This is a genomic window from Pseudomonas farris (assembly GCF_019145235.1).
Taxonomy (GTDB): Bacteria; Pseudomonadota; Gammaproteobacteria; order Pseudomonadales; family Pseudomonadaceae; genus Aquipseudomonas; species Aquipseudomonas farris.
The window spans coordinates 97737-120437 of the sequence record NZ_JAHSTV010000002.1; the positions used below are offsets into that span (position 1 = coordinate 97737).

The window sequence follows — 22701 nt, forward strand, 5'->3', positions numbered from 1 at the left end:
TCTGCGGTTTGCACGCACTTCGAATAAATTCGTGGATAGCGTCAACTCATCCCCGAAGCTCTGACCTTTGCTTTTAGGATGTTCAAATGAAGCGCACCGCGATAATGACCCTGGCCATTGCAAGTACTCTCCTGTTGGGAGGCTGCTTTCCTCACTGGGAAGATGACGACAGGTACGATCGGGATCATCGCCGTGAATACCGTCGCGACCATGACCGAGGCTATGACCAACGTGATGATCGAGGGTATTACCGCGATTACGATCGTCGTGATGATCGCCGTCGTTACCGCGATCGGGACCATGACGACCGGGACGACGATTGATACTTGCCGTCAACCTTCAGAGCGGAGGGCACCACCGCTCTGATCTGCCGTTGGTTATGCGAGGCCCAACCATGGAAATTCTGCCTGGACGTTTCACTCGGCGCCTCAGCCAATGGCTGATCGCGTCGAGTATTTGCCTCACCGGTATGGCGTTCGATGCACAGGCGCAAACCCCACCTCAAGCCACTCAGGAAATAAACAGCTTGCTGGACTTTGTCGAGCACAGTGAGTGCCGGTTTGTGCGTAATGGAAGCGAATACCCGGGCGCTGAGGCCCGGGTACATCTGCAGAAGAAGCTGAAGTATCTTGAAGACCGGAACAAGGTCAACAGCGCCGAAGACTTCATCGATCTGGCGGCCAGCCAAAGCAGTATGAGTGGCCGCGCCTATGAAGTGCGCTGTCCGGCAGGCGTACAATCCGCCAGCCTCTGGCTGAAGACTGAGCTACAGAGGCAACGGCAAGGTCAATGATTCCGTCTTGATGGGTTAGCGCAGCAGATGCACCGCCAGCCCGATCAACGCGCAGCCTATCAGCACCTCAATCACTCCCCGTTTGAAGCGGAACAAGGCGATGGCCGCCGCAATGGCGATCAGCGCCGAAGGCCAGTCGAGTTGGCCGCTGAAGCCGTTGGGCCATAGCACGTGGTAACCGAAGAAACACGCCAGATTAAGAATCACGCCGACCACCGCCGCCGTAATCGCGGTCAGCGGTGCGGTGAGCCTGAGTTCGTTGTGCGTCGATTCCACCAACGGACCGCCAGCAAAGATGAACAGGAACGAAGGCAGGAAAGTGAACCAGGTCACCAGCGTGGCGGCGAGGGTGCCGGCCAGGAACACATGCTCGGGGCCGAACACCTGATGAACATAGGCGCCGATAAAACCGACGAAGGCCACCACCATGATCAGCGGCCCGGGGGTGGTTTCGCCAAGTGCCAGGCCATCGATCATCTGCGTGGGCGTCAGCCAGCCATAGTGACCGACAGCGCCCTGATACACATAGGGCAGCACGGCATACGCGCCGCCGAACGTCAGCAACGCCGCTTTGGTAAAGAACCAGGCCATCTGGGTGAGGGTGCCTTCCCAGCCGAACAGCGCGGTGAGAATCCCCATCGGCAATACCCACAAAACAACACCCACCAGCAACAGGCGCAGCAATTTAAAACTGCTGAAGCGGGCGTGTTCGGGAGTCGGGGTGTCGTCGTCGATCAACGCCGGGCCGAAGGATTTTTTCGCAGCGCCGTGGCCCCCGGTCTGGAACCTTTCAGGCGCCAGACGTCCGCCGACATAACCGATGATCGCGGCGCCCAGCACAATCAACGGGAAGGGCACATTGAACACGAAGATCGCCGTGAATGAAGCCGCGGCGATCCCCCATAGCCAGTTGTTCTTCAGTGCCCGCGAGCCGATTCGGTGGGCTGCCTGCACCACAATGGCGGTCACGGCCGGTTTGATCCCATAAAAAAGCCCGGCCACCACCGGCACTTCGCCAAAGGCGATGTACACCCAGGACAACGCGATCAGGATGAACAGCGAAGGCAGCACAAACAGCGCGCCGGCAATCAGGCCGCCCCATGTGCGGTGCATTAGCCAGCCAATGTAGGTCGCCAGCTGCTGAGCCTCAGGCCCAGGCAGCAACATGCAGTAGTTGAGAGCATGCAAAAAGCGCCGTTCCGAGATCCAGCGTCGGCGCTCCACCAACTCCTGGTGCATGATCGAGATCTGTCCGGCCGGCCCGCCGAAACTGATGAAGCCGAGCTTCAGCCAAAACAGAAATGCTTCCCGCAGACTGATGGCCGCAGGCGTCGACAGGTCCTGCTCGACGGTCGAAGAGGGGGCTTTATTCAAATCACGATTCCTTTTTCAACGGTCGATTCAGGCCTTTATGGCGTCCCAAACATCGCCGTCCAGTAAATGCCCGCGTCACTTTTCGGGTCCACCGCATAGGCCGCACCCAGCTCGCGAAATTGCGGGTTCATCAGATTGGCGCAATGGCCCGGGCTGGCCAGCCAGCCATCGACCACTTTGCGCACGGTGTCTTGCCCGGCAGCGATGTTCTCGCCGACCTGTTGACCCGCATAACCCGCCAATTCAGCCCGATCACCCGGTGTTCGGCCGTCGCGGTCCTTGTGATCGAAATAGTTATTGTTGGCCATGGCCCGGCTATGGGTCTCGGCCGCGGAGCCCAGTGTGGCGTTCCAGGCCAGCGGCGTCGTGGCGGTAAAGGCTTGGGTGCCGCACTGGCGCGTTTGAGCGCGGGCGCTGTTCATCGCTTCAAGCAGTTTTTGTCCCTCTGCCTGCCAGTCGCCCAAACGCCCGGTCAACAGCGGACGCGCCAGCACGATGCGCCACTCACGGCCATCGCGGCTGACGCCGATGTCTACGAATTGCGGGTCCAGCACCACTTGGCAGAAGCTCTCTTGAATCGCCTTCATGGCGGACGGCGCATCACGCGGGCCGGACAGGCTGATCGCTTGCACATTGACCATCGGATAAGCCGCGCGGGCCAGTGCCTGCTGCAAGTCACCGATGCTGTTGGCAGACAGGACCAGACGCGGATCGCTCGCCAGTGGCGGCAACTCCGAAGACGCCTGGCCGCCGCAGCGCTGCGCCTGGCTGCGGTAAACGTTGATTGACTCGACCAGCTGCGTTTCATCAGCCGCTGAGGCGGCGACGCTGAACACCAGCCCGAATGACAACACGGCAAGATGTAAAACGGATGACAGGCTGCGCATGAAATTCTCCCTTGGACGGACTGCGCCCATGATGCGCGATTTCACCCCTGCGAACGCAATGCCTTTTTGCACTGAAACGCGTTTATTGTCAGGCGGCTGGAATGACTTGCGACGACTACAATCACAGCAGGTCAGCGCTACAACATCGCCGTTTCATTGCTCAAGCCAGTGTCATCGGAAGGATCGATAATGCGATTAAAATGGGTACTCACCTGCTTCGCAATCATCCTTCTAGGAGGTCAGGTGTTGGCGACTGAGCAGGAGCAAAAACAGGAAGTGGCTGAAGACAAGGCGCAGGTCCTGGAACAGAAAGCCGCCGAAAAGGACAGCGAACTTCCGGTGCCCAAGACCGAAGCCATTACCACCTCCGAAGTGCAGGCAGTCGATCCGGCGGGCACCGCGCCGCTGGACGATGCCATTACTTGCCTTGCCCGCAGTATCTATTGGGAAGCCAAAGGTGTGGCACCGGCCAACATGGAAGCCGTCGCCAGCGTGGTCATGAACCGGCTCGGCCATGGTGGGTTTCCCGATACGGTGTGCGCCGTGGTCAAGCAAGGTTCTGAAACGGGCTCCTGCCAGTTTTCGTGGTGGTGCGACGGACGTGCGGATCAGGTAAAGGAAGACGACGAATATGCCCTCGCCAAGGAAATCGCGCGCAAGGCACTCAACAAGCAACTCGCGGACCGCACCCATGGTGCGTTGTATTTCCACGACAGAACGGTAAAGCCCGCCTGGGCAAAGAAATACACCAGGACGGCCGAGACCCGGAAGTTTCTGTTTTATAAACCTCGTGGCGGGACGGCGCAGTAGGTGTGAGTCGCTGGCGGAGCGTGCTGTCCGTAGAATTTTACGGATTCTTTACGGGGAATATTCTTTCTCGCAACGATACTTACCGCGTTTTTTTGGTCATCGTTATGCTTGTAGTTTTTCGTCCTTATCAAGCCGTTGGATCTCATGGCGGCCGAGTCGAAACGTCTACCCAGTGCCCCCGCAAACCCTCTTTTCCTCAATTTTCGAGAAGCGACCCATGAGCGAAACAGCAATCCCTGCCCATGAAGAATCCCATTCCAGAACCTCGGGAGTGGGTTTACTTGTCGCCGCGGTGGGCGTGGTTTATGGGGATATCGGCACCAGTCCTCTTTACACCCTCAAAGAAGTGTTCGCCGGTCACTACGGAGTCCAGGCCAATCACGACGGTGTACTGGGTATTCTGTCGTTGATCTTCTGGTCATTGATCTGGGTCGTCTCGATCAAGTACGTGCTGTTTATCCTTCGTGCCGACAACCAGGGCGAAGGGGGCATCATGGCCTTGACGGCACTGGCACGTCGGGCCGCTGCGCCGTATCCCAAAATGAGCAGGGTCCTGGTATTGCTTGGCCTGTTTGGCGCGGCACTTTTTTACGGCGATAGCATGATCACCCCGGCCATCTCGGTGCTCTCTGCGGTTGAAGGGCTACAGCTTGCGTTCGATGGCATTGAGCATTGGGTGGTTCCGCTGTCCGTGGTCGTCCTGGTAGCACTGTTCCTGATACAGAAACATGGCACGGCTCGTATCGGCATCCTGTTCGGCCCGGTCATGGTGCTGTGGTTTGTGGTGTTGGGTGCACTCGGCATTTACGGCATCTTGCAACGACCGGAAGTTCTGCAAGCGCTGAATCCTGCGTGGGCGGTGCAATTTTTCGTGGTACATCCGGGCATTGGCGTCGCCATTCTGGGCGCCGTCGTGTTGGCATTGACCGGTGCTGAAGCACTGTATGCCGATATGGGCCATTTTGGTCGCAAACCCATTGCTCGTGCCTGGTTCATCCTGGTACTCCCCGGCCTGGTACTCAACTACTTTGGCCAGGGCGCGCTGATCCTCGGGAACCCTGAAGCGGTACGTAATCCGTTCTATCTATTGGCACCTGACTGGGCGTTGCTGCCGATGGTCGCGCTCTCGACACTGGCAACCATCATCGCCTCCCAGGCCGTGATTTCCGGCGCGTTCTCACTGACTCGCCAGGCCATTCAGCTGGGTTACGTGCCTCGTATGTTTATCCAGCACACCTCCAGTCAGGAGCAGGGGCAGATTTATATCGGTATGGTGAACTGGGCGCTGATGGTCGGCGTCGTGTTGCTGGTCATCGGCTTTGAATCGTCCAGTGCGCTGGCGGCGGCTTATGGCGTGGCGGTGACGGGGACCATGCTGATTACGACTCTGCTGTCCTCGGCCGTTGTATTGCTGCTTTGGAAAACACCTCGTTGGTTGGCTATTCCGATGCTGTTGGGTTTTCTCATAGTGGACAGCCTGTACTTCGCCGCCAACGCACCGAAGATCTTCCAGGGCGGTGCGTTCCCGGTGATTGCCGGTATTGCCCTGTTCATATTGATGACCACCTGGAAACGGGGCCGAAAGATCATTGTCGAGCGATTGGACGAAACCTCGCTACCGCTGCCGTTGTTCATCAGCAGCATCGGCTCGCAACCACCCCATCGTGTGCAGGGTACCGCGGTATTTCTGACGGCCAGGGCTGATGCTGTCCCGCATGCCCTCTTGCATAACCTGTTGCATAACCAGGTTCTGCACGAGCAGGTGGTGTTGCTTACCGTGGTGTCTGAAGACAGTCCGCGTGTGGCTGCGGATCAACGATTCGAGGTCGAGGCTTATGGTGAAGGGTTCTTTCGAGTAAGTCTGCACTTTGGTTTTATCGAGGAGCCCGACGTACCTCTGGCGTTGAGCCTTTGCCATTTGAAAGAGCTGGATTTCAGTCCGATGCGCACCACGTATTTCCTCAGCCGGGAGACTGTCATCCCGACCAAGCGTATCGGCATGGCCCGTTGGCGCGAAAGCCTGTTCGCGTTCTTGCTGAAGAACGCCAACAGCAACCTCAAATACTTCAAGTTGCCGCTCAATCGTGTGATAGAGCTGGGCACGCAGGTTGAGATGTAGACGGCAACAGTCAGTCAAACACAATCCCTGTGGGAGCGGGCTTGCTCGCGAAAGCGGTGTGCCAGGCAACATTAATGTTGGCTGACACTCCCTCTTCGCGAGCAAGCCCGCTCCCACAGGTTCTGCGCTGAATGGCCTCAGTGAGCCGTATGCATGGGAAGCGCAGTTTCCTCAGGCGCTTTGAGCCGGGCTCATGGCCGGGTAATCGATATACCCCTGAGCGCCCGGTGCGTAGAACGTGTCTTTGTCCGGCACATTAAGCTCGGCGCCTGTGCGAAAACGCTCAGGCAGGTCTGGGTTGGCGAGGAATGCGTTGCCAAACACCACCGCGTCGGCCTGGCCCTTAGTGAGCAGGGATTGGGCGGCGTTTTGGTCGAGCCCGCCACCGATCAGGTAGCTGCCATCGAACAGCGGGCGCAACAAGGCGTGGTAGTCGACGCTGGCGCCGAACAGGGCAACGTGCAGATAGGCGAGATTCAACCCGCGCAATTGCTCGACCAGCCAGGTGTAGGTTTCTTGCGGGTTGGCATCGACGATGTCGTTGAAGTTCATTTCAGGGGAGAGCTTGATGCCAACGCGATCACTGCCAATTTCCGTCGCTATGGCATTCAACACTTCCAGTACAAAGCGAGCACGATTTTCAACCGATCCACCGTACTCATCCGTGCGCTGATTGCTGCTCGTCGAGAGGAACTGTTCAGGCAGATACCCCGAAGCGGCATGCAGCTCGACACCGTCGAAGCCGGCCTCAATGGCCAAGCGTGCGGCCTGACGGTAGCCCTCGATGACCGCGGCAATCTCGACCACGCTCAGCGTATGTGGGCTGACGAAGTCCTGAAGGCCTGAGGCTGTCCAGGTCTGGCCGGTGGGTTTGATCGCGGAGGGGGCCTGTGGCAGGGAGCCGTCAGGCAACAGCGAAGGGTGCGATATGCGTCCGCAGTGCATCAGCTGCATGAAGATCCGTCCGCCGCGAGCATGTACGGCTTCGGACACCTGCTTCCAGGCGGCCACTTGCTCAGCGGTTTCGATACCGGGAGTACGCACATAACCTTTGCCCAAGGCCACAGGGAACACCCCTTCAGAGATGATCAACCCAGCACCGGCGCGCTGCGCGTAGTAGGTCGGTACCAGTTCGGTAGGCACCCCGGAATCATCAGAACGCGAGCGAGTCATCGGGGCCATGACCATGCGGTTGGACAGTGTAAGGCGCCCGATCTGGACTTGAGAAAAAAGCGAATGCATTGCGGTACTCCTCGGTAAATGATGTGGCTATCATTGATCAATCCGAATCCGGGATAAACCGGGTAAAACTGAATTGACTGATCCACTGATGGAGCAATGACATTGGAGTTTCTCAACGACATGGCGTTGTTCGTCGAAGTCGTGAAGGCGCGCAGTTTCCGTCGGGCGGCGGAGGCGATAGGGATGCCGAACTCGACGCTGTCGCGCCGGATAAGTGGCCTCGAGAAGGAAATCGGGCTAAGGCTTTTGCATCGCACCACGCGCAAAATCGAGCTGACCGAAGCGGGGCAGTTGTACTTCGATCGCTGCAAACGCATCGTCGACGAAGCCCGGCTTGCGCACGAGCAGCTCGGCGAAATGCTTGCCCGACCCAGCGGTGTACTCCGGGCCTCGCTCCCGGTGGATTTCGCCAAAATCTACCTGGCACCGCTGATCGCGGAGTTTGCCCGGTTGTATCCGGGTATTAGCTTCGAGTTTGATCTGACCCCGCGTCAGGTCGATCTGGTGAGTGAGCCGGTTGATGTGGTCATTCGCATGGGCGAGCCCGCGAGTTCGAACCTGATCGCCCGTAAGCTCGCCAGTTTGCGCCGCGGCCTGTATGCCTCACCCCGTTATCTCGAACTGCACGGTGATCCGATTCATCCCACGGACCTTTCCAGCCACGAATGCCTGCGTATGCGCGGCACGCGCGCCGACCGCTGGATACTCTCCGGCAGTGAAGGGGAGGTGGAGGTTGAGGTTGGCGGTCGATTCGAACTCAATAGCGTGGGAATGATTCGACGTCTGGCGACGCTGGATCTGGGTATCGCGTTATTGGGGGAAGGTATCGTTGCGCAAGACCTCGCCGATGGCACACTGCGCAGAGTCTTACCGCAGTGGCAGGCTTCACCCGTCTCGGTTTACGCCCTCACCGAGACGCGGTTGTTGCCGGCGAAAACCCAGCGGTTTATCGAGTTTCTGCGTGAGCGGCTTCAGGATGCGTAGTCGGTGGATGAGTGGTTTTGACCTCGCCCTTGCCCCCGTTTTTCTAAAAAAGGATTGCTAATGTTCATTGGAAGACTCGCCCGGCTGACTGGCTGTACACCGAAAGCCCTGTTGAGCGTCGTGGAACATCCTGACCTGGCTGAGCAACATCCGGACAGGTTGGCCAGTTAGCCGTGCCCAAACCTCCAGCGCCCAGGCCACAGTGAGCAGAAGCCACTTGGGGGCTGCCGGGGGAGTACGATAGCCGGGTGAAACTACGTTCGCTGCATCAATGACTTCGGTGAGTGAAGAGGACTGCTCATTCGCCAGAATATAGCGCTGCCCCGGCCTGCCTTTTTCTGCTGCTTGAATCATTCCCTGGGCGACATCCCGGACATCGACAAAATTGAAATGAAACCTCGGGTCCAGAGGTACTTGCCGCTGTCTGACCGAATCAAGAAACCTCATGGTATCCGTCAGGTTCGCGGCATTAGGACCGATCATTGCCGAGGGTAAAACCGAGACCATCCAAAGGTTCAAGGCTTGAGCTGTGCGCCACGCCATTTTTTCCGACAATATCTTGGATTTGTAATAGGCATTCTCGTCTTCGTCATTCCAATGATCTTCATCGAGTGCATGTCCGTTCTGCCCGATTGCCGCAACGGAACTGACATAAACCAGGCGTTTGACCCCGGCTTTCGACGCGGCCTGCAAAACGCTGCGAGTGCCCCCTACGTTAGGTTCGATAATCTCGGCTTGCGGATTTCTTGCCCAGTGCTTGAACACGGCGGCGACCTGGAACAACACGTCAACCCCTTGCAATGCCTCAAACATGGCGGATTCGTCCAACAATTCGGCATAGACCATTTCGCAATCCAGCCCATCGAAAGGGGCCGTATTGTTCATGTCGCGAACGCCGGCCCGGACTCGGTAACCTTGATCGAGCAACGCTCTGACCAAGGTGTTTCCCAAGTGCCCATTCGCCCCTGTAACCAGACATAACTGACGCATTGAAATCACCCCTCGCTGGACCCAGTACCCTTTTTCATAGCGGGCAACCATAAACTCTGTCCCACGGGACAGAGTCAAGGCTGCGTGGCAGACGCGGACTTCAGTTATCCTTCTCACTAGTGAGCAATTTTCGAGGCACTGACGATGACCCGCTTTTAGAGGTTGTAAAAATCGACTTAAGTACGGTGACGAGTTCTGGCGAACTCCATTCGACCTTGAGCGATGCGCTCGGCTTCCCCGGCTGGTAGGGCTGTAATTGGGATGCTTTCCGGGACGCAATAACAGGGCTTGTCCAAATGCCCACGCAACTGAAAATCTCAGGGTGGGATACTTTGTCCAGACGTTTACCGGATGATGCGAGGCTCATGCAAGAATGCCTTGCGGACATGAAAATGGAGTACCCGGAACTCGCATCAGATGTGGAGTTCGACGCAGGAAGTCCCGACCCTGTCGCGTAATGCAGTGCAACGAGAATCGATACAAAAACCCATTTTGAGATAAGTGATGTCTTTGAGCCCAAGATCCAGTCACCCTTCAGCAGCCGGCGGTAACAGCATGATTGAGGTCACCGAGGTTTCCATTGCCCAACTGCGTGCTGCGCTCGAATCGGGCCAGACGACGGCGGTTGAGTTGGTCCAGGCCTATCTCGCCAGGATCGATGCCTACGACGGTGCCGACACGCCCACCGCCCTCAACGCAGTGGTGGTTCGCAACCCCGATGCGCTCAAGGAAGCGCAGGCGTCCGATGCCCGTCGGGCCAAGGGCGAAGCGCTGGGGCCGCTCGATGGCATCCCTTATACGGCCAAAGACAGTTATCTGGTGAAGGGGCTTACCGCAGCCTCTGGAAGTCCCGCCTTCGCGAACCTGATTGCTTATCGCGATGCGTTCACCATCGAACGGCTTCGTGCTGCTGGCGCGATTTGCCTGGGCAAAACCAATATGCCGCCCATGGCCAACGGCGGCATGCAGCGCGGGGTCTACGGTCGTGCGGAGAGCCCGTACAACGCTGACTATCTCACCGCCCCCTTCGCATCGGGTTCATCAAACGGCGCCGGTACTGCAACCGCCGCCAGTTTCGCGGCGTTCGGCCTCGCTGAAGAAACCTGGTCGAGCGGACGTGGCCCGGCGTCGAACAATGGCTTGTGTGCCTATACGCCTTCGCGCGGAGTGATCTCGGTGCGCGGGAACTGGCCGTTGACGCCGACCATGGACGTTGTCGTGCCGTTTGCCAGAACCATGGCCGACCTGCTCGAAGTGCTCGACGTGGTGGTGGCGGACGATCCCGACACACGAGGCGATCTGTGGCGGATGCAACCTTGGGTGCCCATTCCGAGTGTCGCCTCGGTGCGTCCCGCTTCCTATAGGTCGCTTGCCGCAAATACCGATGCCCTCGCCGGAAAGCGCTTCGGCGTTCCACGTATGTACATCAACGCGGATCCCGAGGCAGGCACCAGCGATGCGCCTGGTATCGGTGGTCCGACGGGCCAGAGAATCAATACCCGTCCCTCGGTTATCGGGCTATGGGAAGAGGCTCGCAAGGCACTCGAAGCCTTTGGTGCCGAAGTGATCGAGGTCGATTTCCCGCTGGTCTCCAATTGCGAGGGCGATCGTCCTGGTGCACCGACAGTGTTCAACCGCGGCCTGGTTTCCAAAGAATTCCTTCACCATGAGTTGTGGGATCTGACGGCCTGGGCGTTCGACGATTTTCTGCGGGCCAACGGCGATCCAAAACTCAATCGCCTGGTCGATGTGAACGGGCCGCTGATTTTCCCGCACGACCCGGGGACGCTGCCCAACCGTGAGGGCGACCTTGCCGCGGGCATGGACGAGTATGTGCGAATGGCCGAGCGCGGCATCACCCCTTGGGACCAGATCACCACGGTGCCGGACGGACTACGCGGCCTTGAGCAGACCCGTCGAATCGATCTTGAAGACTGGATGGATCGATTGGGGCTCGACGCAGTGATCTTCCCGACGGTGGCCGACGTGGGGCCGGCGAATGCCGATGTCGATCCGAAGTCTGCGGACATCGCGTGGAGTAACGGTGTCTGGGTCGCCAACGGCAACCTCGCCATCCGCCACTTGGGTGTTCCCACGGTCACGGTGCCGATGGGCGTCATGCCGGACATCGGCATGCCCGTCGGGCTGACATTTGCTGGGCGTGCCTATGACGATTCGACGCTGCTTCGCTTGGCTTCAGCATTTGAGTCGACGAGGACGAAACGATTGATCCCGCCTCGAACCCCACCATTGTCGGGTGGCCAGAAATAAGAAGGGCGGGATTGGGGCAGTAGACGCTCCAATCCCGCTTGGTAACGGTAATCAAAGACCTCAAGGACGCGCGATGATATTGCAGCACAGGCCAGTGAAGGCTGATGACATCAAAACTATCTGTAGCTTTCCTCTTGACGCTCGGGAACTGTTTTATATGTTTCCGAAAGCTCAATACCCTCTGACTGAAGCTCAGCTTTCTAACGCTATTACTCAACGATTCGACTCGACGGTTGTCGAGTGCGGGAATAGCGTCGTCGGCTTTGCTAACTTTTATCGGGCTGAAACGGGTGGGGTTTGCTGTATCGGCAATGTCATCGTTGCCCAAGAGGCACGAGGTAAAGGTGTGGCGACCTTCATCGTGGAGACGATGACAGCTCTGGCGTTCAATCGCTATGACGCCACCGAAGTACAGATCTCGTGTTTCAATGAAAACACAGCAGGCTTGCTGCTTTATCCAAAACTGGGCTTCTTGCCCTTTGCTGTTGAAGAGCGATCTTCTCTGGATAGTCGTAGATCAGCACTCATCCATATGACCCGCAGAAGAGCGGGCCGACCATAATGCTCACCTTGTAAGCCCGGTAAATGCAGCTGCTTTCAGGTATTCAGTCGGCTGCTTTGGTTCTGGTGAGTTCCCATACTTGAGACCGGTCTGGAGCGTTGCATGAAAGTTGGCGTGATCTCCGATACCCATGGCTTACTGCGCGCCGAAGCCCTTGCTGCCTTGGAGGGTTGTGAACGGATCATTCACGCCGGCGACATCGGCAAGCTCGAAATACTTGATCAACTGGCGTCCATTGCCCCGCTGCACGTAGTGCGCGGGAACAATGATCTGGACGCCCCTTGGGCAGAAAATCTCGCCGACCGACTATGTTTCGACCTGAATGGCTGGCAGACCTTGCTGGTTCATGACATTGCAGATGTCCCTGCCGTGCTTGATGCAGACATAAGGCTGGTGATCACCGGCCATTCGCATAAGCCACGCATAGAATGGCGCGGCGAACGGCTATACCTCAACCCAGGCAGCGCTGGCCGGCGGCGCTTCAAACTACCGGTGACGCTGGCTCTACTTGAGGTGCTTACGTGCTCGATTGAGCCGCGCCTGGTCTCGCTGCTGGAATGACATTCCTTGGATGGTCTTGGCAAGGCATGCAGTTTCGTCTCATACAGCTTTGCAGCGAAAGCATTAAGCTTGGATAGCAGTCATCTGAACTGCATTCATCGATAGGAATGCCACCCGCCAATCCTAAAACAGTGATGGCGGCTCACTTCCGGCCTCGATATGCGAAAAGACCTGATCTGGATCTGCTTGGCCCCAATATCTGAACAGAAGGCGAGGTTCGGTATTTCCGAAATACTGATCCACGATGCTCGCGGGGGGCGCAGTCAATTTAGGTTCTGACCATTGTTGCGCTAAAACACCTATTGGTTTGCCAGACGAACAAATAATCCAAGTAGCCTTGCCTCCATTGATACCAGGTAGGTAGCCCATACCTTGTATCACTTCGATTAAGGAACGCAGCGTTGCTGATGGATCGAGCGTGATCGACGTCGCGTGGCTTCCCATATCATCCCCCGCATGAACGCTATCTCGATCAATGGTAACTACCAACATAACTGCTCCTTTTTAGCGCTGTGCTGTCACTAGGTCGACGAGCGTAGAGACGTCAGCGGTTACCTGTCTACAGTCTGCTTTTTGGGTCCGATGGCTACCTGTTGCGAAGGGCAGCAACCGACCCCTAGCTGCCGTTCGCCAAAGAAATGCTTTTCGCCGTTGCTTCCTGTCACGAACGAGAACAATCCTTCTTTCGCAATGCTCTTCAACATAGGGTTGTTTATTGATTCAATTAAGTACTCGCTCTGTTCAGGCCGCCCAGCGTAGTCCGGCGACACTCAAGAGGATCAAGCCAATCCAGACAAGTTTCCAGAACGATACCGTATCACCCAACCAATACATTCCAACGATGGCTGTGCCAGCAGCGCCAATGCCGGTCCAGACCGCATAGGCAGTTCCTACGGGCAGCACCCGCAGCGCCATCGTCAACAAGCACAAACTACCGGCCAACACTACGACCGTGCCGGCCAGCAGCCAGGGCCGTTCAAAGCCGTTTGCAGATTTCAAGCCGACCGCAAAGAAAATCTCCAGAAAGCCGGCAACGATCAGCAGTAACCACGATGTGTTGTAAGTCATTCGATGAAACCTGTATGGGCAAAAAAATCGAGCCGATAAAGGCTCGCCAAAGTGAAGTAAAAGGTCAGTTGGCCAAGAGTTTGCCGCTGAACAGGCTGATCAGGGTTTTCACCAACAACACGGTAAGTGCCACAGTGAGGAACAGCAGAATCACAGCGGCGATGATCATCAGCACGGTGTTGTCCTGGGCATGTGCATATTTCAGCGCGGCATTGCTCAGGGCAGCGATGGGAAAGCTGATTGCCCACCACGAAGGGGAAAAGGGCACATCGCGTCGGAACACTTTGAAGCTCAATACCACGAACAGGAACAGGCCGAAGTAGAACAACACGCTGGCAAATCGGTCGATCTCGCCGAACACGTTGGTGTACGCCAGGAAACCTACTTCAAACGGTGCAATCAGGACCATCAGCGAAGGCACCATGCCTTTGGCCAGAGTTGCCTCATGCACCAGTCGCGAAAAGATCCGGGTGAAGAAAACCAGCGCCAGCACCGCACCCACGGCGAGCGCAAACATGTTGAACTCAGCAGTCCAAGCCATAGGCATGTGCGCACCGGTTACCGCGATATCGAGGGTGGCAACACCTGGAATCAGCCAGGCAGGTACGGCATTTAACGAATCCTGGTTACCCGACAACAGGCGGGAAACTACGAGGCCCGCGAGCAACACTGTCAGTGCGCTTCCCAGTATCCAGAGAGCCTGTCCGAGCAGTTCATTGTAGGGCGCCGCGACTGCCGAAAGCAGCAACACTGCAATGGTGAAGGTGCCAAAAAAGTTGCTGGCAATCGGATGGTTGAACTCGGCCCTTACCGCTTCTGGATGTTTCACCCATTTGGTCAGGTAACCCAAGGTCAGCAGCACGAATACCAGGCCGCCCAGCGCGCCAATCGCTTCACCCAACACGCCACCGACGCCGTAATACTGATCACTCAAGCGCCATGCCAGGCCCAGGCCGGCCAAGCCCATGACAGAGCCGAACAGATTGATAGGCAGGTTTTTGAAGGACGTCGTGCCGGTTTGTACCGATTGAGCTGCAGCGACGGGGGGGGTATATGCAGTGTTCATGGCAGTCTCTCGTTTGACTGAATTTGCTGTTGGAGCTATTTTCAGCCAAACAACCGCTGGCTGAAATAGTCATAAAGCGACGTATTCAGCCAATGATTCGACGAGGACAGACATCATGCGCATAACCCTCCTGGCATTCCCCCGCGTGCAACTGCTGGACGTCGTCGGACCTGCCGACGTCTTCGCCGAAGCAGCCAGGCAACTGGGCAATCCACGCACCTATCGGGTCGAAGTCATCGGTACCTGCAGAGGGATGATCAAAGGCTCAAGCGGTTTGAAGCTTGGCATCGACGAAACCTTCGAAACTTACAAAGGCAAGATCGACACCTTGCTCGTGGCCGGCAGCCCACACATCGACGAAATTGCGCATGACCCTGTGTTGCAAGATTGGCTACGCCGGCAGGCGAAATCCGTACGTCGTATCGGCTCCGTCTGTAGCGGTGCATTCTTGCTTGCCGCCGCTGGGCTGCTCGACGGACGCCGTGTCACCACTCACTGGAATTCCAGCGCAAAGCTGGCCAGAGAACACCCACAAATCCACGTCGATCCGGACAGCATCTTTATCAAGGATGGCAACGTCTACACCTCGGCGGGTGTGACGGCAGGCATGGATCTTGCGCTGGCGCTGGTTGAAGAGGACCACGGCAGAGAACTGGCGCTCAGCGTTGCCCGTGAAATGGTGATGTTCTTCAAGCGACCTGGCGGGCAATCGCAGTTCAGCGCTCAACTGGCAGCGCAAACCGCCGAACGTAGCGTGATCAGAGACGTGCAGGATTATGTGGTGGAGCACCTGAAGGCCGACTTGAGCGTTCCCATCCTGGCCAGCCGCGCCGGTATGAGCGAGCGCAACTTCGCCCGTATCTTCAAGGCCGAAGCCGGTTCGACTCCGGCCGAATTTGTCGAACTGGCGCGGATCGATGCGGCCAGACGGCTAATCGAAGACTCGGACGTATCACTCAAACGCTTGGCCGATACAGTCGGCTATGCCAATACGGATGGGTTCAGAAGGGCATTTATGCGGCGTCTCGGAGTGGGGCCAAGTGATTATCGAAAGCGTTTTTCATCGGTGTGATGTTACTTCAGCGTCCTCTTTTGGCCGTTTTCTGCCTGTCACGACCGACCGAAATCGCCCCCTAGTTGCCGCTCGCAACCGGCAGCGATTACCCCCGTATACGAGCGAGAAGCACAGTCATTTCGCGAATTTTGCGTACCGCTGAGGTATCGTAACCCCCCAGAATTAGATCGATTTCAAAGGATGAAGATGACATTGACTGTCGAAGATTTGGTCCGGGTGGCAATGACCAATCCAATAAACGCTGAAATCACCTCACGCTTGCCTGCGCTCGGTTTAGGTCAGTGCATGCTTACGGCTGGTTGCTTGTTCCAAGCCATTTGGAATCATCGGTCGCGGCTGCCGCCAGCGTGGGGAGTGAAGGATTACGACGTCTTTTACTTCGATGATGATTTGTCCTGGGAGGCCGAGGATGAGGTTATCCATTCAGTTCGGCGTCTGTTTCAGGACCTCGATGTAAATGTCGAGATCAAGAACCAGGCTCGCGTCCACCTTTGGTACAGCCAGCGATTTGGCGGGTCCTATCCTCAACTTGATTCAACTAAAGACGGTATCGATCGATATCTGATTGCAGGTACGTGCATTGGTCTGGGTGTGGACACTGGCGAAATCTACTCTCCCAATGGGCTAGGCGACACGGATCAAGGGGTTCTCCGTATAAACCCGAGAAATCCAAAGCCAGACTTGTTCGCTCAGAAGGCGAAAAGTTATCAAGCTCGCTGGCCTTGGCTCAGGATTATTGATTCCAGCATTTGATAAAGATCGCACACCTTCCCAGTACGATTGGGTCGCCAGGCGTGGATTTATTGCCCGCTTTGAATGGCCGCTTCTGGCCGTTTTCTGCCGGTCAAGAAGGCCAGTTTGCGACGTGCCTTTTTCCTATTGTGGCGCTTTCAGCTTAGTCGGGCGTTTAGGGCGAGGGCTGTAACGTTCTATCTCTCGAATGTACTCGCGCGCTTCGCGAAAATAGTAGCGCATCAAATGAATTCGCAGGTTCTGCCTTAGACGCCAATTACCGTATGCACCTGCGCAAAGAAAGAAAAAAAACAATGCCAGTTGGTTGGAGTCAGGTAAAAATATAGCCAGGCAAATAAGCGCTACGATAATTAATTGATCAGACGTATTGAGCCATCCGCTGTCTGTTCCTCGCTTGCTCAGGGTGCGAAGCATCCACCTGTACAGGGTGAAAATAAGTGCACTCAAGGAAAAGAACACGAACCCTATAATCCAGCTTCCTGGTATAGGCGAAAAACAGAACCTGACTCCAAAGCCAGCAAAGATAATGCTTGCGGTGAATACACCAAAAAGAGCATCCCACTGTTGATCGGCGTAGCGATACAGCCGTCTTTTGATCTCGACCCGGTGTATTTCGTGGTAGCGAGGGTTCATAGGTCTAACCTAGGCTAGCTAGCCGGAAAACAAAAACTGTGCCTTTGTTTGCCAAGTGTATGGTAGGTAGCGTTTTTGTCCAGATTGTGCTTCCTATGCCGGAAGAGAGGGAGGGATGGCGCCGCTTCTGTCCGAAAAAGGACAATAGTCAGGTCAGTGCTTACTTGGCGCTCTCCATCAACTTCCATGCAATGATTGTGATGACAGGGGATAGCAACACCAATGCGCCTACGGTGCAGACCACTGCAAACCAATAGCTGCTTTTTCCGGTGAACCGGCCCAGCGTTATCGCCCTGAGTACCCAATATCCGACTCGATAGCAGATGACGCCGAACACAACCTCCATCAGCATTTCCATGGAACTCCTTGTGTTGCTTCGACCGGTTGAATCTGCTGGTAGCTCAGAAATATACAAAAAGCGGATGCTAGCAGACCTGTCTGCGAACCAGATGGAATCCATGTAAGCCAAGTATGCAGACAGCCAGGCGCGATGATGGGAGTGTCTTGTTACCTAGTCACTGACCGCCACGTCACCAGTCCATCCAGGCCATGGTCGGACTTCAGGTATCTGAGCATGTTTTGTGCCTCGGCCTTTTCTTCAAACGGGCCTGCGAAAACGTGGGGCGCTTCATCGAGAATTGTTGGTATGTCGATTAGCGTCATCTGTGCAGCTATCCGTTCAAATTCCTCATCGGTATGGGCAGTAATGCGTGCTACCCAGCCGCTGCGATTTCTCAGGGCGATAGGCTCCACTTCGGCTCCGCAGCGCTTACATCGTGAGGCTGCAGCTTTGATGGCTTGGGTGCAGGCAGGGCAGGGGCGCAGATCTTCGTGCACTAGAGCGTCAACACCGGTCTTTGCCAACCGTGGCATTAACAACACGGCGATCAGGGCTACGCCGGGAACGAAAAGCCCGATTGCAAACCATCTTGGCCCTGATCGCCCGCGTGTACTCGCAACATAAGCGGTCACGGCTGTGAGAATGAGCCAGAGGGGGAGCGGGACGCCCATTGCACTTCCTTGTTTTGATATTTGAGTGAGAACCCCGCTGACCGGGCTCATCAAAGTATCTACTCTTTGTCAGCAACGCCATAAATAGAGAACAAAGACTGCAATCCACACCCCTGAGCGGACACTCGTCAACATCAGCTCAGGGCCAAAAGCTTCGCTATTGCAGCGGAACATACACATCAGTTTGCCATTGATCCTGCGGTGTCTCGGGATAGACGCTCAGGTAATGAAAGAACAGCGGCTGGTCACGAAGTTCCTCTCCACTGGCGGGAAGCCAATCACGGTAAATCGGATAGATCGTTTCGCCAATGTGATCCGGTGACCCCGCGTGTCGCACCACGACGCAGCGACCGCCAGGAATGACGATCTCGTGCACGCCGAACCCATTCGGCGCCACGGCCTCGTGAATCTCGCCGCAAATGGCGAAGCGGAATGCTTGTGGAGGTGTCGTATCGGGGTTGCCATAGGGAATGCCAAAGGTGCGACTCGATGCCACCGGCGACTGTCCGCTCTGCATACGCCACTCGATGAACTTGCGCACGCTCTCATTGACGAGCCCGGCTGGCCCGCAGTGCTCAAGCGTTGCTACCCTGACTTCAGGGAATTGCACTATTCGTACTTGCATGATGATAGTCCTGGAAAAGTGAGGGATTGCGAATACCGCATTCCAGACCTGCCAGTTCGGTTCCTTCCTGAACGCACTCGGCGTCATACCAAACGCCCGCCTGAACGCCCTGCAAAATGCCTCGGGACTTTCAAAGCCGGCACCGAGTGCGGCATCCAGTACCGAGTGATCAGCGGGGGCGGCCAAGCGATGTGCCGCGCGTCGTAGCCGCATCAGTTGCACATAACGTGAGACAGGCACTCCTACGAACGCGGTGAATTGTCGATGGAAGTGAAACGCCGAAAAGTTCGCCACATGGCTCAACGTCTTCACCGACAGGTCACCTTCGAGATGGGCATCAATGTAGGCGAGTACGGCGTTGAAGCGTTTTGTGTAAGCGAAGTTGGTCGGCATGTCAGACACTGGGAAAAGGCTCCTGGAAGTACGGTCGGCAATAGAGTCGACTATAGCGGCGTGAACGCGCCTAGCCGCGTTTGCTCAAGGCACCGTTTTGAAGTCTGCGTCGCTACGTAAAATCTGCCAGCGCCCGGCATGCAGGGTTATATTCTGGAATACGGCTGAATTTACCGTGCCTGTGAGCTATCGATGTTCCTGTTTTGAGAATCGGCCCTCGATGCGCGTAAGCCCTCGCCCATGCCTCCCGACCTTGCTGGCGACCATTAAATGAAATCATTGCTTCATCCATCCAGAGCTGTCGCTTTGGTTTTTCTGGCAGCAATACTCGTCGGCAGCGCGCTTCTGATGCTCCCGATATCCCACGCCGAAGGTAGTGCTGCGCCTTGGGATCCAATTGTTGGCTAAGTTTCTGTTTACGGAGCAGTTTTCTTTTTCCAAAGGCGATAGCGTTGTGGTGATCGGCCTCGGCCGCTTCGGCAGCTCTGTGGCCCAATCGTTGATGCGGTTGGGCCATGACGTCATGGGCATCGACAGGAATGCTGAGCCTGTCCATGACTGGGCTGATCTCTTGATTCACACAGTCCAGGCCGACTCCACCAACCTCATGGTCTTGCGCCAACTGGGCGTTGCCGACTTTGCCCATGCCATCGTGGGGATCGGTACCGACCTGGCGGCCAGCCTGATGACCATCATGGCGTTGACCGAACTGGGCATCCCGGATATCTGGGTCAAAGCACTGACTGCCGAACATGGACATCTTGCCCAGCGCATTGGCGCCCATCACGTTGTCTACCCGGAGGCGGATATGGGGGAGCGTGTCGCGCACCTCATTACCGGGCGGATGATTGATTTCATCGAGTTTGATGACGGCTTTGCAATCGCCAAAATTCACGCCCCATTGCCGACTCAAAACAACACACTTGCCGACGCCAATATTCGTGAAAAATATGGCGTAACGGTTGTAGGGCTCAAGCGCGCCAACGAAGACTTCCAGCATGCCACGCCTGGCACCCTGATCCTGCCGGGCGATTTACTCATCGTCTCTGGCTCGACTCATCTGATTCAGAAATTTGCGGGCCGCTCTAAATGATCAGAAGGGCCTTCTGGTGGCCCCGCGTGAGTCGCACTGACCTCGATAAATCTGTGCGGGGGCTTCTGGCTGATTGGTGTCCATCTTGAAGGGTTGTAATCAACCCGAAAGCCACCGGTCAGATACACATCTGTGCTGGGCCGCTTGCAGATTAGATGGCGGGGGGCAAGGGATCAGGATTGGGAAATGTTGCCTCGCGTTGCCAGCCGCCACCCAAGGCTTTGAATGTAGCCACCGCAGCGCGAGCCGATTCCGTTTGTGCTTGTGCCCTACCATCAGATGCAGCTAACAAGTTCTCATCGGCATCCAATACTTCGATCAAGCTCACCACGCCTTTCTCATAGGCGGTAAACGATGTACGTCGGGCTTTTGCATAAGCAGCCTCACCCTGTGCAAGATTTTTAGATTGCTGCTCGCGGTTGATCAGTGCCGAAAAAGCGGTTTCGACATCCTCGGAGGCCCGCAGCACCGATTGGCGATAGGCGGCTAACGCTTCGGCTTCTTGCCCCTTGGCCAAGTCAATCTGAGCGTTGATGCGGCCAAAGTCGAACAGCCTCCAGCGTAATCCCAATACCGCCGATGCCTGATTGGCATCGTTGGTGAAAAGATTTCCGCTGGAGACCGACGTAGCGCTACCTAGCAGCGCTCCCATAGAAAACTTTGGGTAGTACTCGGAAATGGCTTCGCCGATGCGAGCGTTCGATGCCGCAAGTCGGCGCTCTGCGACGATCAAGTCTGGACGCCGACGCAGCAGGTCGGCTGGAGAGCCCAGGCTGGCGAATTTTGGTATGTCCGGGATGCGTGTCGATTGAGTCAACTGCGCAGTGTAAGTACCCGGTGGTTTACCCAACATGACATCCAGAGCGTTCATCGCCGAATCAAGGCCAGCCTGCAGTACAGGGACAGTTGCTTGCGCTTGGTTCAGCGATCCTTGAGTCTGATTCAACTGTAGTTCAGCAGCCAGTCCTTTGGCATAGAGATGTTCGATGGTGGAGAGCAGGTGTTGTCGCGTCTCTACTTGCTTTCTTGCAATTGCCAGGCGTGCTTGCAGGCCGCGGATGCTGATGTAAAGGTCAGCAGTCTGCGCTACCACTGCTAGACGTGTGGCAACCGCTGCAGCTTGGGAAGCCTGATAGTCGGCGACGGCTGCTTCTTTGCCTCGGCGTAATCCTCCAAATACATCCAGTTCCCAGCCAGCATTGAGATTAGCCTCATAAGCACTGCCGTAGCGGTTATAGGATGGATCTGAATTCAGCACTTGGCCCAGCGGTGTCTCCAAGGACTGTCGCGCTCTAGCCGCTTGGCCGCTGACTGTAGCCGACGGCAAAAGAGCTGCGTTAGCTGCCCCCAAGCCTGCGCGAGCCTGTTCGATCCTGGCTGTTGCCTGAGCTAAATCGAGGTTCTGTTCAAGGGCTCGATTGATTAACTGACTGAGAACGGGGTCATTGAAAGCGTTCCACCAGACGGTGAGATCCCAGGGGGCTGCGTCAACTGTTCGTGTTGTAGGTGTAAGCGCCAAAAAATGCTCGGGCAGTTCTACTTTGGGCACTGAATAGTCAGGGCCCACCGAGCAACCCGTGACCATACCGAAACTTAGCAAAACGGCAAAACGGAAAGGGTGCATGTGACACCTTGGAAATGCTAGATTTGTGACCATATTACGATTTGGTCATGAGTTGTCAACTGTCCTGCGGGTGCGTAAGCTGATCGCATGAACCCATTATCCGTTTCCTCGTCCAGCACCCGCGGTCCAGCCGAACACGACATCCGCGACCAGATTGTCGCGGCGGCCAATGAACATTTCAGTCAATACGGTTACAGCAAGACAACAGTCTCCGACCTTGCGAAAGCGATCGGTTTTTCCAAGGCTTATATCTACAAGTTCTTCGACTCCAAGCAGGCGATTGGTGAGGCAATTTGCAGCAATTGCCTGTCGCAAATCATTGCGGCGGTGGAGGAAGCGATCAATGCCGAGGGTATCTCACCCACGGAGCGCTTTCGGCGATTGGTCAAAACCCTGGTAACCAAGGGGATTGACCTATTTTTTAATGATCGAAAGTTGTATGACATAGCGGCGTTCGCTGCTTCGGAGAGCTGGCCCAGCTCGCAGGTCTATGACGTGCGAATCAAACACTTCGTACAGCAAATTGTGCGAGAGGGGCGTGAACTTGGAGAGTTTGAGCGCAAGACACCATTGGATGAGACGGTGGAATCGATTCATCTCGCTTTACGTCCCTACATCAATCCTTTGCTGTTGCAGTACAACCTCGACGTCGTTGAAGAGGCACCCGGGCTCATCTCCAACCTCATTCTGCGCAGCCTGATGCCTTAAAAAGGTTCTGGCTGGCAGATCTTGCGTACCTCCACATTTATCTTTGCATCCGTAACTTA

The 22701-nt window shown here is 56.2% G+C and carries 24 protein-coding genes; 13 read left to right on the forward strand and 11 right to left on the reverse strand.

Annotated elements, in window-relative coordinates; translation table 11 throughout:
- Positions 1–86: 86 nt before the first annotated feature.
- Together KVG95_RS29665 and KVG95_RS03725 are read left to right on the forward strand one after the other, a co-directional pair.
- Positions 87–323 (forward strand): hypothetical protein, encoded by a 237-nt coding sequence (locus KVG95_RS29665; protein WP_080370380.1) that lies wholly within the window; start codon positions 87–89, stop codon positions 321–323.
- Positions 324–394: 71 nt separating this feature from the next.
- On the forward strand, positions 395–793 hold the full coding sequence (locus KVG95_RS03725; RefSeq protein ID WP_217854554.1) for a YfeK family protein: 399 nt from the start codon (positions 395–397) through the stop codon (positions 791–793).
- Positions 794–808: 15 nt separating this feature from the next.
- On the opposite strand, the gene chrA is transcribed toward KVG95_RS03725, so the two are convergent.
- Positions 809–2167, reverse strand: a complete 1359-nt coding sequence (gene chrA, locus KVG95_RS03730; protein WP_217854555.1) for a chromate efflux transporter — start codon at positions 2165–2167, stop codon at positions 809–811.
- Positions 2168–2202: 35 nt separating this feature from the next.
- Positions 2203–3054, reverse strand: coding sequence for a CAP domain-containing protein (locus tag KVG95_RS03735; protein WP_052963006.1), 852 nt, complete (start codon positions 3052–3054; stop codon positions 2203–2205).
- Between the two features lie 189 nt (positions 3055–3243).
- Here KVG95_RS03735 and KVG95_RS03740 point away from each other — a divergent pair, with 189 nt between their 5' ends.
- Complete coding sequence (locus tag KVG95_RS03740) at positions 3244–3864, forward strand: cell wall hydrolase (protein WP_217854556.1); 621 nt, start codon at positions 3244–3246, stop codon at positions 3862–3864.
- A gap of 217 nt (positions 3865–4081) precedes the next feature.
- Positions 4082–5983, forward strand: coding sequence for a potassium transporter Kup (locus tag KVG95_RS03745; RefSeq protein WP_217854557.1), 1902 nt, complete (start codon positions 4082–4084; stop codon positions 5981–5983).
- Between the two features lie 171 nt (positions 5984–6154).
- Here the strand turns inward: KVG95_RS03745 and KVG95_RS03750 are convergent, their stop codons facing one another.
- Positions 6155–7225, reverse strand: coding sequence for an alkene reductase (locus KVG95_RS03750; RefSeq protein WP_217854558.1), 1071 nt, complete (start codon positions 7223–7225; stop codon positions 6155–6157).
- A 102-nt stretch (positions 7226–7327) separates the two neighbouring features.
- On the opposite strand from KVG95_RS03750, the gene KVG95_RS03755 reads away from it, so the two are divergent.
- Entirely contained in the window at positions 7328–8209 is an 882-nt protein-coding gene (locus KVG95_RS03755) for a LysR family transcriptional regulator (RefSeq protein WP_217854943.1), read from the forward strand.
- Positions 8210–8266: 57 nt separating this feature from the next.
- Here KVG95_RS03755 and KVG95_RS03760 read toward each other — a convergent pair whose 3' ends face one another.
- Positions 8267–9199, reverse strand: a complete 933-nt coding sequence (locus KVG95_RS03760) for an NAD-dependent epimerase/dehydratase family protein (RefSeq protein WP_217854944.1) — start codon at positions 9197–9199, stop codon at positions 8267–8269.
- Between the two features lie 296 nt (positions 9200–9495).
- Between KVG95_RS03760 and KVG95_RS30300 the strand changes: the two genes are divergently transcribed.
- The 4 genes from KVG95_RS30300 (at position 9496) to KVG95_RS03780 (ending at position 12593) form a co-directional block, all read left to right on the forward strand.
- Complete coding sequence (locus KVG95_RS30300; protein ID WP_437180781.1) at positions 9496–9657, forward strand: barstar family protein; 162 nt, start codon at positions 9496–9498, stop codon at positions 9655–9657.
- Positions 9658–9754: 97 nt separating this feature from the next.
- Positions 9755–11470: an amidase gene (locus tag KVG95_RS03770; RefSeq protein ID WP_217854559.1), complete on the forward strand. Its 1716-nt coding sequence runs from the start codon at positions 9755–9757 to the stop codon at positions 11468–11470.
- A 73-nt stretch (positions 11471–11543) separates the two neighbouring features.
- Positions 11544–12032, forward strand: a complete 489-nt coding sequence (locus KVG95_RS03775) for a GNAT family N-acetyltransferase (RefSeq protein WP_217854560.1) — start codon at positions 11544–11546, stop codon at positions 12030–12032.
- Positions 12033–12134: 102 nt separating this feature from the next.
- On the forward strand, positions 12135–12593 hold the full coding sequence (locus KVG95_RS03780; protein ID WP_217854561.1) for a metallophosphoesterase family protein: 459 nt from the start codon (positions 12135–12137) through the stop codon (positions 12591–12593).
- Positions 12594–12716: 123 nt separating this feature from the next.
- Here KVG95_RS03780 and KVG95_RS03785 read toward each other — a convergent pair whose 3' ends face one another.
- The 3 genes from KVG95_RS03785 to KVG95_RS03795 all read right to left on the reverse strand — a co-directional run bounded on the left by KVG95_RS03785 (position 12717) and on the right by KVG95_RS03795 (position 14727).
- Positions 12717–13085 (reverse strand): hypothetical protein, encoded by a 369-nt coding sequence (locus tag KVG95_RS03785; protein ID WP_217854562.1) that lies wholly within the window; start codon positions 13083–13085, stop codon positions 12717–12719.
- A gap of 249 nt (positions 13086–13334) precedes the next feature.
- The gene (locus KVG95_RS03790; RefSeq protein ID WP_217854563.1) at positions 13335–13661 is read right to left on the reverse strand and encodes a DMT family transporter; all 327 of its coding nucleotides are present in this window, start codon (positions 13659–13661) and stop codon (positions 13335–13337) included.
- A gap of 64 nt (positions 13662–13725) precedes the next feature.
- Positions 13726–14727, reverse strand: coding sequence for an SLAC1 anion channel family protein (locus KVG95_RS03795; protein WP_217854564.1), 1002 nt, complete (start codon positions 14725–14727; stop codon positions 13726–13728).
- A 115-nt stretch (positions 14728–14842) separates the two neighbouring features.
- On the opposite strand from KVG95_RS03795, the gene KVG95_RS03800 reads away from it, so the two are divergent.
- Both KVG95_RS03800 and KVG95_RS03805 read left to right on the forward strand, forming a co-directional pair.
- Positions 14843–15799, forward strand: a complete 957-nt coding sequence (locus tag KVG95_RS03800; RefSeq protein WP_217854565.1) for a GlxA family transcriptional regulator — start codon at positions 14843–14845, stop codon at positions 15797–15799.
- A gap of 189 nt (positions 15800–15988) precedes the next feature.
- Positions 15989–16555, forward strand: coding sequence for a nucleotidyltransferase family protein (locus KVG95_RS03805; RefSeq protein WP_217854566.1), 567 nt, complete (start codon positions 15989–15991; stop codon positions 16553–16555).
- Between the two features lie 123 nt (positions 16556–16678).
- Here KVG95_RS03805 and KVG95_RS03810 read toward each other — a convergent pair whose 3' ends face one another.
- From KVG95_RS03810 to KVG95_RS03820, 3 genes are all read right to left on the reverse strand, one after another.
- Positions 16679–17188, reverse strand: a complete 510-nt coding sequence (locus KVG95_RS03810) for a hypothetical protein (RefSeq protein ID WP_217854567.1) — start codon at positions 17186–17188, stop codon at positions 16679–16681.
- Positions 17189–17348: 160 nt separating this feature from the next.
- Positions 17349–17546 carry a hypothetical protein gene (locus tag KVG95_RS03815; protein WP_217854568.1) on the reverse strand — a complete coding sequence of 66 codons (198 nt, stop codon included), beginning with the start codon at positions 17544–17546 and terminating at the stop codon, positions 17349–17351.
- 810 nt (positions 17547–18356) lie between these two features.
- Entirely contained in the window at positions 18357–19226 is an 870-nt protein-coding gene (locus KVG95_RS03820; RefSeq protein WP_217854569.1) for an AraC family transcriptional regulator, read from the reverse strand.
- 388 nt (positions 19227–19614) lie between these two features.
- Here KVG95_RS03820 and KVG95_RS03825 point away from each other — a divergent pair, with 388 nt between their 5' ends.
- A complete protein-coding gene (locus KVG95_RS03825) occupies positions 19615–20310 on the forward strand; it encodes a potassium channel family protein (RefSeq protein WP_217854570.1) in 696 nt (231 codons plus the stop codon).
- A gap of 151 nt (positions 20311–20461) precedes the next feature.
- On the opposite strand, the gene KVG95_RS03830 is transcribed toward KVG95_RS03825, so the two are convergent.
- A complete protein-coding gene (locus KVG95_RS03830; protein ID WP_217854571.1) occupies positions 20462–21934 on the reverse strand; it encodes an efflux transporter outer membrane subunit in 1473 nt (490 codons plus the stop codon).
- Positions 21935–22021: 87 nt separating this feature from the next.
- Here KVG95_RS03830 and KVG95_RS03835 point away from each other — a divergent pair, with 87 nt between their 5' ends.
- The gene (locus tag KVG95_RS03835) at positions 22022–22642 is read left to right on the forward strand and encodes a TetR/AcrR family transcriptional regulator (protein WP_217854572.1); all 621 of its coding nucleotides are present in this window, start codon (positions 22022–22024) and stop codon (positions 22640–22642) included.
- Positions 22643–22701: the final 59 nt, after the last annotated feature.

What these genes read in the sequence shown, in the direction of transcription:
- KVG95_RS29665 (WP_080370380.1), top strand. Translation starts at nt 87, where the DNA reads ATGAAGCGCACCGCGATAATGACCCTGGCCATTGCAAGTACTCTCCTG.
- KVG95_RS03725 (WP_217854554.1), top strand. Translation starts at nt 395, where the DNA reads ATGGAAATTCTGCCTGGACGTTTCACTCGGCGCCTCAGCCAATGGCTG.
- KVG95_RS03735 (WP_052963006.1), bottom strand. Translation starts at nt 3,054, where the DNA reads ATGCGCAGCCTGTCATCCGTTTTACATCTTGCCGTGTTGTCATTCGGG.
- KVG95_RS03740 (WP_217854556.1), top strand. Translation starts at nt 3,244, where the DNA reads ATGCGATTAAAATGGGTACTCACCTGCTTCGCAATCATCCTTCTAGGA.
- KVG95_RS03745 (WP_217854557.1), top strand. Translation starts at nt 4,082, where the DNA reads ATGAGCGAAACAGCAATCCCTGCCCATGAAGAATCCCATTCCAGAACC.
- KVG95_RS03750 (WP_217854558.1), bottom strand. Translation starts at nt 7,225, where the DNA reads ATGCATTCGCTTTTTTCTCAAGTCCAGATCGGGCGCCTTACACTGTCC.
- KVG95_RS03760 (WP_217854944.1), bottom strand. Translation starts at nt 9,199, where the DNA reads ATGCGTCAGTTATGTCTGGTTACAGGGGCGAATGGGCACTTGGGAAAC.
- KVG95_RS30300 (WP_437180781.1), top strand. Translation starts at nt 9,496, where the DNA reads ATGCCCACGCAACTGAAAATCTCAGGGTGGGATACTTTGTCCAGACGT.
- KVG95_RS03770 (WP_217854559.1), top strand. Translation starts at nt 9,755, where the DNA reads ATGATTGAGGTCACCGAGGTTTCCATTGCCCAACTGCGTGCTGCGCTC.
- KVG95_RS03775 (WP_217854560.1), top strand. Translation starts at nt 11,544, where the DNA reads ATGATATTGCAGCACAGGCCAGTGAAGGCTGATGACATCAAAACTATC.
- KVG95_RS03780 (WP_217854561.1), top strand. Translation starts at nt 12,135, where the DNA reads ATGAAAGTTGGCGTGATCTCCGATACCCATGGCTTACTGCGCGCCGAA.
- KVG95_RS03785 (WP_217854562.1), bottom strand. Translation starts at nt 13,085, where the DNA reads ATGTTGGTAGTTACCATTGATCGAGATAGCGTTCATGCGGGGGATGAT.
- KVG95_RS03790 (WP_217854563.1), bottom strand. Translation starts at nt 13,661, where the DNA reads ATGACTTACAACACATCGTGGTTACTGCTGATCGTTGCCGGCTTTCTG.
- KVG95_RS03795 (WP_217854564.1), bottom strand. Translation starts at nt 14,727, where the DNA reads ATGAACACTGCATATACCCCCCCCGTCGCTGCAGCTCAATCGGTACAA.
- KVG95_RS03800 (WP_217854565.1), top strand. Translation starts at nt 14,843, where the DNA reads ATGCGCATAACCCTCCTGGCATTCCCCCGCGTGCAACTGCTGGACGTC.
- KVG95_RS03805 (WP_217854566.1), top strand. Translation starts at nt 15,989, where the DNA reads ATGACATTGACTGTCGAAGATTTGGTCCGGGTGGCAATGACCAATCCA.
- KVG95_RS03810 (WP_217854567.1), bottom strand. Translation starts at nt 17,188, where the DNA reads ATGAACCCTCGCTACCACGAAATACACCGGGTCGAGATCAAAAGACGG.
- KVG95_RS03815 (WP_217854568.1), bottom strand. Translation starts at nt 17,546, where the DNA reads ATGGAAATGCTGATGGAGGTTGTGTTCGGCGTCATCTGCTATCGAGTC.
- KVG95_RS03830 (WP_217854571.1), bottom strand. Translation starts at nt 21,934, where the DNA reads ATGCACCCTTTCCGTTTTGCCGTTTTGCTAAGTTTCGGTATGGTCACG.
- KVG95_RS03835 (WP_217854572.1), top strand. Translation starts at nt 22,022, where the DNA reads ATGAACCCATTATCCGTTTCCTCGTCCAGCACCCGCGGTCCAGCCGAA.